The 9,886-nt window shown below is 35.0% G+C and carries 10 protein-coding genes and 1 pseudogene; 4 read left to right on the plus strand and 7 right to left on the minus strand.

Translation table 11 applies throughout. The annotated features are described in order from the left end of the window. Window positions 1–467: 467 nt before the first annotated feature. The 3 genes from QRN68_RS12395 to QRN68_RS12405 form a co-directional block, all read right to left on the minus strand. Window positions 468–929: an SAM-dependent methyltransferase gene (locus QRN68_RS12395; protein WP_285397204.1), complete on the minus strand. Its 462-nt coding sequence runs from the start codon at window positions 927–929 to the stop codon at window positions 468–470. Between the two features lie 237 nt (window positions 930–1,166). After that, entirely contained in the window at window positions 1,167–2,372 is a 1,206-nt protein-coding gene (locus QRN68_RS12400) for an MFS transporter (RefSeq protein WP_285397205.1), read from the minus strand. Then, window positions 2,356–3,411 (minus strand): winged helix-turn-helix domain-containing protein, encoded by a 1,056-nt coding sequence (locus tag QRN68_RS12405; RefSeq protein WP_285397206.1) that lies wholly within the window; start codon window positions 3,409–3,411, stop codon window positions 2,356–2,358. The genes QRN68_RS12400 and QRN68_RS12405 overlap by 17 nt, the downstream gene beginning before the upstream one ends. Window positions 3,412–3,607: 196 nt before the next feature. Between QRN68_RS12405 and QRN68_RS12410 the strand changes: the two genes are divergently transcribed. Beyond that, window positions 3,608–4,612 (plus strand): nucleoid-associated protein, encoded by a 1,005-nt coding sequence (locus QRN68_RS12410; RefSeq protein WP_285397207.1) that lies wholly within the window; start codon window positions 3,608–3,610, stop codon window positions 4,610–4,612. A 98-nt stretch (window positions 4,613–4,710) separates the two neighbouring features. Here the strand turns inward: QRN68_RS12410 and QRN68_RS12415 are convergent, their stop codons facing one another. After that, window positions 4,711–4,890 carry a hypothetical protein gene (locus tag QRN68_RS12415; RefSeq protein WP_285397208.1) on the minus strand — a complete coding sequence of 60 codons (180 nt, stop codon included), beginning with the start codon at window positions 4,888–4,890 and terminating at the stop codon, window positions 4,711–4,713. Window positions 4,891–5,057: 167 nt separating this feature from the next. Further along, window positions 5,058–5,603 carry a TlpA family protein disulfide reductase gene (locus tag QRN68_RS12420; RefSeq protein ID WP_285397209.1) on the minus strand — a complete coding sequence of 182 codons (546 nt, stop codon included), beginning with the start codon at window positions 5,601–5,603 and terminating at the stop codon, window positions 5,058–5,060. Between the two features lie 555 nt (window positions 5,604–6,158). Here QRN68_RS12420 and QRN68_RS12425 point away from each other — a divergent pair. Continuing rightward, on the plus strand, window positions 6,159–6,359 hold the full coding sequence (locus QRN68_RS12425; protein ID WP_285397210.1) for a hypothetical protein: 201 nt from the start codon (window positions 6,159–6,161) through the stop codon (window positions 6,357–6,359). 167 nt (window positions 6,360–6,526) lie between these two features. Here QRN68_RS12425 and QRN68_RS12430 read toward each other — a convergent pair whose 3' ends face one another. After that, window positions 6,527–7,027, minus strand: coding sequence for a GrpB family protein (locus tag QRN68_RS12430; RefSeq protein ID WP_285397211.1), 501 nt, complete (start codon window positions 7,025–7,027; stop codon window positions 6,527–6,529). A gap of 270 nt (window positions 7,028–7,297) precedes the next feature. Between QRN68_RS12430 and QRN68_RS12435 the strand changes: the two genes are divergently transcribed. Together QRN68_RS12435 and QRN68_RS12440 are read left to right on the plus strand one after the other, a co-directional pair. Then, a complete protein-coding gene (locus QRN68_RS12435) occupies window positions 7,298–7,777 on the plus strand; it encodes a DUF6530 family protein (protein ID WP_285397212.1) in 480 nt (159 codons plus the stop codon). A 19-nt stretch (window positions 7,778–7,796) separates the two neighbouring features. Further along, window positions 7,797–9,173 (plus strand): MATE family efflux transporter, encoded by a 1,377-nt coding sequence (locus tag QRN68_RS12440; RefSeq protein ID WP_285397213.1) that lies wholly within the window; start codon window positions 7,797–7,799, stop codon window positions 9,171–9,173. Between the two features lie 242 nt (window positions 9,174–9,415). On the opposite strand, the pseudogene QRN68_RS12445 reads toward QRN68_RS12440, so the two are convergent. Continuing rightward, window positions 9,416–9,796 (minus strand): annotated as a pseudogene (locus QRN68_RS12445) (HTH domain-containing protein); the annotation flags it as partial. Window positions 9,797–9,886 lie beyond the last annotated feature (90 nt).

Raw genomic sequence — 9,886 nt, forward strand, 5'->3', positions numbered from 1 at the left:
TCACGAAGGCGTTATCACAGGATGTGATGCTCTTAGTCTTCGTTCCTCTATCGCTAATCCCCAAGGAGTCGCCCAGTCGGAACGAAGGTCAACTAAAATACAGCGCATATATTTTAAAAAATGTCATCCACAACTTTTGATGATGAGCCTAAAATTTGTAAAATAAGTGTTATTTAAGATTTCTACCGTAACGCGTGTTATTTCCGCTCCAGCTTCACTAGCTCCTGTTCTCATCTGAACTAATCCCTAAAGAGGCACCCAATCTCTATCCAATAAAAAAAACTTCTACATAATAATAAAGTAGAAGCTTGTTCGCTTAACATATTTATTTACCTTTTTGAAATGCGCCATAGAATATTGCTGTAATCCTTCAAAATCCTTTAATTCTAGATTTAGATTGTTATACATATATCCATAGTTCATTCCTCTTATCTACAATGGCTAGATTAAGCTATTTGTTGTATATACTAATCCCAATAATTCTTCATTAACTCTGTTGCCCAATATGGCTGTTTTATTTCACCTTTTGGTAAAAATTCTTTCATTACGGGCTTTATATCAATAATTGGTGTTCCATCAATAGCATCTAAGCCTTTAACAATTAATGTTCTACCCTTTAATTCTAGTAATTCTACAACCGTAACACCTATTTTATTAGGTCTATTTTTACCTCTCTGTGCAAAAATACCGACTTCTGGGTATTCCTTATTATTTCGTGGATGTCTCGCTTCATATTGGATTTTCTCATCTGAAACCTTGTTAAAATAAAATATAATTTCTAAATGAGAAAAATCATCAATCCCTTTTAAAGACGATTCATGTATATCTTTTGTCAATTCAATCGTTGAAATAACGCCACCCCAGTTGTCGTCTTCGATCATTTTTCGACTATTGCTTACTGCAGCTATCGGTTTAATGTTATATAGCATATAAAGACCCTCTTCTATTGTGGATTTTCTCTCAATATACCTTCCGTTAAATTCCAGTATACCCTTGCTATTTGCAATGTCAATTTACGCCAATTAGCCTACTACTTAAAACAAAAACAGTACGCTATTATTGTAGAAGGAAAATAATTAACACCTATCAAAATATGAACCAGTGTATATATTGTTTATGAGACACTACAAACTGAACAAAAATTTCATATAACAATCGCCCGCCAATTATTCACTTTCGGGTATGTTATTGATTGTCTTTAAGAAAAACAGATAAAATAATCCTGGGAGAACAATTACTAAACCAACAATTCCATACGCTTGTCTTGTACTTAAATCAAAAAAAGAAGTCGAAGCAAATACTATTCCTACCGGCATTGTCACTCGTAGAAAAAGTAATCGAACAGCACTTAATTGAGCTAATCGTTCCTTGGGAGCGTGCGATTGAAAAATTGCTGCACTCTGAGCGTTAAATAAAGGAAATAAAATCCCTCCTAATAACTCACACATCCACGCAGCTGGAATTGATTTAACAAAAAAGAGAAGAACAAATGAAAGACCCCCACCAATTAAACCTAAATGCATAGTGGCATATGTCTTAGGTATCTTTTTAAGTAATAGCATCCCCATTACATATCCAATCGGAAATGCCCCAGCAAATATCCCATACTCCCATGATTCTCCATTAAGGTCGCTTCGAATAAATGGAATACTCAACACGGTTGTTGCTCCTACAGCAAACTGAACTGTTGAGGAGAGGAATGTTAGTCGTAAAAGAAATTTATATTTAAAAAACGTACGATATCCCTCTTTCATTTCCCCCCACCAAAGCTTCTTGGTCCAAACTGGTACTGTTTGTTTACTTGATGAAGACATTTGGCAGAGTGAAATATAACTAATACCAAACATAATGCAGGAAAACACATAAATAAATTGCATAGGGCTAACTAATAACAGTAAAGAAGTTAATCCAGGAGCAAGAAAACTCATAAGTCGAATAGTTCCATCTAATAGACCATTAGCTTCAGTTAAATCGTTTTTCTCACAAACCTCAGGTAAAAGCGAGAACGAGAGGCTAGCGTAAATTGGCTGCATTAATCCTAAAATAAATTGTAAGGCAATTAACCCTATAATTGTCCCCACGTTTTTATCAATGACAAAGCCTATTAAAGGAAGAAGATAGGCACTTGAACGAATCAACTGTATATTTCGAATCATTTTTCCCTTCTCAACATGATTCAAAAACGGTGCCGCGACACTTTGTAGGATCAATGAAGGGATAAAATAAACTAGCCAAAGTATCCCCATCCATTCTTTCGATCCCGTTATTTCATAAAGTAACAATCCATTAGTAATCCCACCAGCTGCACTACCAAGTTCTGAAACAACTTCACCTATCCAAAGTGCTTTAAATGACTTAGAATACTTCTTCATCTTTAAACCTTAGATATTGCGTGAGACGTGAAAATGTTTTATCTATTTCCATTGGGTTTGCAGAATAAATTCCTTTATCGACTTTAATTAATCTCGCAGCCTTTAACAGTGATAACTGATGATGAAGTGTCGTTTTATTTATATTGAACTGTGCACTCAGCTCTTGCAATGAAGAAGGCCCTCTTAATAGCTGATAAAGTAATTTCAAGCGCAGTTCGTCTCCCAATGCTTTATAGCTACGAACTAAATCCTTTGGAGGGACCCCAGGCTCTTGTAAAAGATCCTCTTTTAAAGGGTAAAAGAAAAGTTTTGTATCACTTGTTCGTTTTTCTAAAATCCACGGTCGATATGATACATGTGGTATAAGTTTGACAGTCCAAATTGAAGGCTCAAGTTGATATTTTACGCCACCTGTAATATGTTCAATCTCTGCCATTGGATTTGTAATATTTAATGACTGATATTGTTTTTCTTCAAAATCAAGTGCTTGCAACCACTTGTCCCATTTTTCGTGTTTGCTTATCCAGCTATGCCATTCATTTAATACATTCGAAAATAATTCACATACCTCTTGATGCGAGTAGTGACAGAGATTTCGTATGTATTCCCCTAAATAGTCATGATCGTCGAAATGAACTGCATACTCTTCAAATAGATCCGGATTATTGTAACTAGCGGCAGTTTCCCTTCTCATAAGTTCTGTTTCACGATTTTTATAAGGTAATAGTATTTCATAGAAGCTTTCAATTGCAATATCGTAAAGCTGGTTTGAAAAATTTTGAATGGTTAAAGATGCAATCTCGTTCTGTAGCATAATCAAACCATACCAAAAATTAGTTTCCTCAATTAATTTTAACGAGTCTACCAATGATATTGGCATTGATTCTCGGGCATTTGTCCATTCTTCATCGAATTCAAACGTATGTCGAAGTTGGATATGTGTGTATCCAGCTATTCCAAGAATGACTTCCCATACAGGTGATGCTTCAACTTGTAAAGAAATTTTTTCAGTAGGCTGTGGTGAATAAAGGTAATTCATGAAAATCCCTCCTTAATTTACGTTATCGCCATTCTAAAATATTCGAACTCAAAATTCAATATTTTTAGAATAAATAACAAGCTTCAAAAATTAATTACGTTAGATTACTAATCTTTTGGACTAAAAAAATTATGAAATGTTGTAACGGATGTGATATGGTATAGTATCTACAATGAAATTTTAGAAGGTGAAAAATATGCTAGAAGTAAGTGAAAGCAAATTAGCGCAGTATATTATACATTTTATTGACGATACACTCGTGTTAGGTGAGGAGTCATTTTCGCAGCCAGAGGTCATGCTTGAGGCAGCTTTTACACAGCTAGCGTTTAGCAAAATTGATTTAGAGCAGCAATATGAATTTTTTCATGAAACAGATATTGGATTAAATGAGGTATACACATATGTGAGGACTATTTTTGATGAGGAGCATAATTTCCTTGAACAATCAAAAAACATCGCAACACACTTACATAGTGTATCTCAACATCCTAACATTAAAGGCGGCGAATTGTTTATTGGATTATTTGACAACTGTTTTCTGTCTACAGAAGTTAAAAAAATAATCGCCATTGTTAAAATTGATGAAAAAGAAATGTTTTTAGATGTAAAAAGCGACCAAAACAAAATGGTGGTCAATGGCATTGACGGAATTAATGTAAAGAAAATCAATAATATGGCCATCATCATAGATATGGGGACAGATGAAGCACCTGCTGTCTTTATGAAAACGAAAAGAAAAGAAGATATTGTTTATTGGCAAGAACGATTTTTAAAGATTAAAGCAGCGGATGAACATTATTATAAAACGAATTTAGCGTTAACAGAATGTAAAAAATATATTTTAAAAGAAGAGAGCTTTACGAATACAGAGAAACTGGGGCTCTTGAACAAAACGCTTGATTATTTTAGAAGTGAAGACGAATTTCAAGTAAGTAACTATATAGAAACGGTATTTGAAAATGCAGAGCCAACACAAAAAGATATTATTATAAATTCGGTAAAACCTTATGAAACAGTTATTTCCGAAAGTGCACTTGAAAAGGCCGAAAAAAAATATAAACGTAAAATTAAACTCGATTCCAATATTGAAATTCAGGTAAACGTACAGGATATTGAACAAGTAGAGGAACTAATTGAAGTAGGCTATGATGAAGCAACAAATCGCAAGTTTTATAAAATCTATTTCCAAGAAGAACTATAGTAATATATCAAGAGGCTTTCCTAGTTTTCAAGGAAAGCCTCTTTTTTGTATTGTTAAAATACACACAAAAAAATGGATAGCAACCAAAAGTGACCACCTTAAACTCTTCCACATTTTAAAGCTCTGGCCCAATCAGACCTATTTTGTCTTTCGCTTTGTTTAATAGCATTCGTAGTATCGTAAGGGATACTTAACTGCTCAATAACCCATTCCTCATAGCGTTTTTCTACAAAGGTTTTCTCTACATTTACATAATTTTTTTCTTTTGATATTACCATATTTTTTCAAAATTCAACACTATCTCATTCATTAAATGATATGATGGTTTCTTTTCCTTCTACATTCCATTATATCAATTTTGACTTAAGATTAAATGTTAGATATCTAATTAGGTTTTTCCGATTTTTTGCAATATACTCTCTAACGAATCATTAACTTTCACTGTTTAGGAAGAAAGTTTCGCAATATATTCATTTAATTCTTGTTGATTAATCTGTCCTTTTATTGTGTACTTTAATTTACCTTCAGAATCAAATATAAATGTTGTTGGTAAAGCCAATACTTCAAATGATTTTTGAAGTGTATTATTTAAATCAAGAAATATAGGGAAACTCAAATTGTATGACTCTTGGAACTTTATTGCATTTTCACGACTATCATGTGAAGTAGCATTGATTGCTAACAGCTCAACATTTTCAGGTTTATTGTTGTAAAAATCTCTTAAATCAGGAGCCTCATCTTGACAAGGTTCACACCAAGAGGCCCAAAAGTTTACAATTAAAATTTTCCCCTTGTACTCTTCGAATGTTGTTGATGTTTCATCTAATCGTGTTAACTTCGTATCAAAAACAAGCTGTTTTGATCCATCTTCAGTTTCTACCATCGAATTAATTGTTGCTACTTTTATAAATACATTTTTCAAAACAATTCCAACAAGTAAAACTATCAGCAAAGCTGAGAAATATAAACCTAAACGCTTTTTAGACTTCATAAACGATCACCTTTCTTCATACCCGAGCGGTTTTGGGGGCTACCTAATCACTTTTTTCTCCATATCCGAGCGGTTTGAGGCGTTACCTGATCACTTTTTCGGCTTACCCGAGCAGGTTTGGGCGTTACTCGATCACTTTTTCGGCTTACCCGAGCAGGTTTGGGCGTTACCCGATCACTTTTTCGGCTTACCCGAGCAGGTTTGGGCGTTACCCGATCACTTTTTCGGCTTACCCGAGCAGGTTTGGGCGTTACCTGATCACTTTTTCGGCTTACCCGAGCAGGTTTGGGCGTTACCCGATCACTTTTTCGGCTTACCCGAGCAGGTTTGGGTGTTACCCGATCACTTTTTCGGCTTACCCGAGCAGGTTTGGGCGTTACCCGAAATTACCCCTTTTCTTTATTTGCACTTTATAGTAAATAACTGGCTCATCACCATTAGTTGTGGATGACATTTTTAAAAATATATGCACTGTATATTGGTTGATTGGAGTGGAGACTGGGCGACTCCTAGGGGATTAGCGTCACAGATGAGACCCTGGAGCGAGCATCGCGAGTGAAGCGGCTCATCGGACGCCCCCTGGAAGCTTTGCTCTGTGCGAAAGCGAAGCGTCAGCAATTGTTTTATCTGTGCGAAAGCGTAGCGACAGCAACAACAAATGTTTTCTGTAGCGAAAGCAAAGCGTCAGCTCAAAGCGCCAAGTCGGAACGGAAATCAACCACACGTTTTGGTGAAGAGCCAAATAACTTCAATTAATAGTAACTGTTGCTGAGATATCAAATTGCATAAGATATACCCCTTCCTTAAAATCACTATCATGACTTCGAGAAAAGACATACATATAGGAATGTCCATCATATTATCTAAAAGTTAACGAAATGCCTAGTGAAAGAAACAATATCATGGCTTGTTCTTTTTATGTTTTATTCGTATTTTTTAAACTCCGGAGTTTCCATCAATACTTCGAAAAATTTATCTTTCGCTTCCCTATATACATCCATTGCTTTGCCTTCGTATTCTTTTTTTAAGTTATCATATTCATCACGATAACTTTTATTTGCCATTAAAACTTCTCTAAATTTCCAAAAAAAATCATATTCAGAATCAATTACAGTTAATTGTATTCCTAATGGAGGGTTGGTGTTGTCATCTTTAAACGCCCTAAACGTATCAGTTTTTATACTTCCCTCATTCACTTCGTATAAATTCGAGAGTAATTCAACAGCTTTAGAAAATTGTTGAGGATCAACACGAACCTGTATGTCTAAGTCTCCCTTAGTAATACTATTAGGAATTGCTGTACTACCAACATGTTGGATATCAACTTCTGGCATAAGCTCTTTTATTTTGTTCTTGTGCAATACAAAGGTTTTCTCAGCCTTTTCATTAAATAATTCACTATCAAAAAAATTTACTTTTTCCAAATAAATTCCCCCCATAATTATTCATTCTTCAATTTTACCATATTTTCACAAAACCAACACTACCTGTATTCCACTGCTGTCTATCAAAAGATAGGAAGACTGAACGGATAAAATCTTCTCTATCCCTCAATGGAGACCTTCGATTCCTCATCGCCTCGTACAATGAAAAATTTTCCACATAAATGTTGACTTAGAATTTTTCTAATGCTAAATTTAGTAAAGTAGTAATTTACTAAATTACTAAATTTAAATTAACAGGAGTTGAAATTAATGAGAATACCTACACATTTAAAGCATAAACCTGTTATTGTAGCTGAAAACTACGCCAATATTGATGGGCGAACTGCTTATCATACAGATGCACAGGGGCTTTCACTTGGCTTAGCTCAATGGAATGACAGAGGCAAGGTTGATATTTCCGCTAAGGTGTGGCGACACACAGGTGGTAAATGGTCACGTCAATCGGAGGAACTACCGCTTCATCGCGTGCTTGATCTCGCTATTTTAGTATGTGAGTCTCAGCTTTATTTTAAGGAAGCTTATCAATACGAAAATTTATATGATGAAGAAAACCCTATTATTAAACGTGTTGGTTTACAGGGCGATGCAATGACAGTGGAAGTATGCACAGAAAATGAACAAATTAAAGAGGATATTCAGCTCTTTAATCAAGCATTAAGTGATAATGGTGAACTAATGGGCGAACGCCTACGCACGCTATCTCGTATTTTAAAGGAAATGGGTTATTAAAACTCATGAGGACATCATAATGAACGAACAAATTTTACATGATGATAAAAAGCTACAAAAAGCTTTTTTTACCTTTTTGATCCCTGTTATGCTAGCGAATGTGCTGCAATCACTAGGGCAGGTCTTTGCCATGTTTATAGTTGGCCACAACTTAGGTGTCGATGCGCTAGCAGCAATTTCAGCATTTTTTCCGTTCTTCTTCTTTTTAATGGCATTTGCTATTGGGATTGGCTCAGGTAGTTCGATTTTAGTTGGGCAAACCTATGGGGCTGGTAATCATGAGAAGATGAAGGAAGTTGTAGGGGTAACCCTAGCCTTCACGACGATTATTTCTATTGTCGTTGCGCTTTTTGGTGGCTTTTTTATTGAATGGATTTTACGCTTCATGCACACACCCGCAAATATTTTAGATATGAGTATTCGCTATGCGCAAATTTTATTTTTCACACTACCGATTATGTTTTGGTATATGGTGTACACAACCTTTATGCGTGGTGTCGGTGACTCTAAAACACCATTCTTATTTTTAGTCGCAAGTGTTATTTTAAATATCCTATTCCTACCACCATTAGTTTTTGGCTGGTTTGGTCTGCCTGAGTTTGGCTTAAATGGCGCTGCCTATGCCTCTGTTTTATCCAATTTGGTGACGATGCTATTATTATTTGCCTACCTGCATAAAACAAAGCATATTTTGCGCTTGGACAAATCGATTTTGCAGCATTTCAAATTAAAGAAGGATATTTTAGCTTCATTATTAAAGCTAGCTATTCCAGCGAGCATTAGTATGGTCGCGATCTCTGTAGCGGAAATTGCTGTAATTGGCTTCGTTAACATCTATGGCTCTGATGCTACTGCCGCTTACGGTGTTGTCAATCAGGTGGCTAGCTACGCACAGGTTCCAGCGATGAGTATTTCTATCGCGACATCTGTATTTGTTGCTCAGGCTTTAGGGGCTAACTCTACAGATATGATTAAAAAAATTCGTCAATTAAGTGTACGTGTTAACTATATTTTAGGCGGCGCTATTATTTTAATTATGTATTTATTTGCAGAGCCTATTTTATCTTTCTTTATTGATAAAAATGATACGGTACTTATCGCCAAGGATTATTTATATATCGCGTTTTGGAGCTATTTAATTTTTGGCCATACACAAACCGTTTCAGCTACAATGCGCGCTACAGGTGTTGTCTTATGGCCTACAATTTTCCTAGTCATCGCAATTTGGGTAGTCGAGGTGCCATTGGCGTTTATTTTATCGCACTACACTACATTCGAGCTAAAAGGCGTGTGGTTAGCGTATCCTACTGCCTTCTGTGTGCATTTTGTATTACAATACGCATACTTCAAGCTAGGCTGGCAAAAACGAACTTTAAAAGCAATGCTAAACGATTAATCATCATTATAGATCCTGTAGACAAAGTCGAATGCAACTTTGTCTACAGGAATTTTTTATATCGATGTTAACGCTTCTAACTTACAGTATTCAAATACATGCTGTACTTCACATTTAAGATCCTCATGAAGTGGTTTTTTTATCATTATCTAAAGATATAAAATCATATTCTGTATTCTTTTCCCCACACACTGCCCTCCACAACTTTTGGTGATGAGCCATATAAAAACTGGTTCTGAAATTTATTTATGTAAAATAAAATTAAGCATTATGATATTCACACATACCTTTATTTCTATACTATTCTCCAATAATCGTTCTTTCTTAAAATCTATTAGCTCTTTTTCATCTACTTTAATAATTTGGGATAAGCTTTCTGTCGTTAACTCGTATTCCGTTAACAAACTATTCAATATTACCCTTACTCTTTCTTTAGCATCGAAACCATCAAAACCAAAATTAAACATTACTAATTTATTTTCAATCTCTTTAAATTTTTGGTCTGTAATGTTAATTGAACCCTTCATTAAATTTTCTATTTCAATTATGGATATATCAAACATTTTAGAGAGTTGTTGATGGTTTAAATTAAATATTTTAATTAAATCTTGAAATTGATTCCTAAGATAATCAGATTGAGTTGCTGACTACTCCCACTGCTAAAGCAGCGGGGTTCTTATATACTTAAGAGAAGCGTTACAAAGCTCTCCACA

It is taken from the genome of Lysinibacillus sp. fls2-241-R2A-57, assembly GCF_030209535.1.
GTDB lineage: Bacteria > Bacillota > Bacilli > Bacillales_A > Planococcaceae > Lysinibacillus.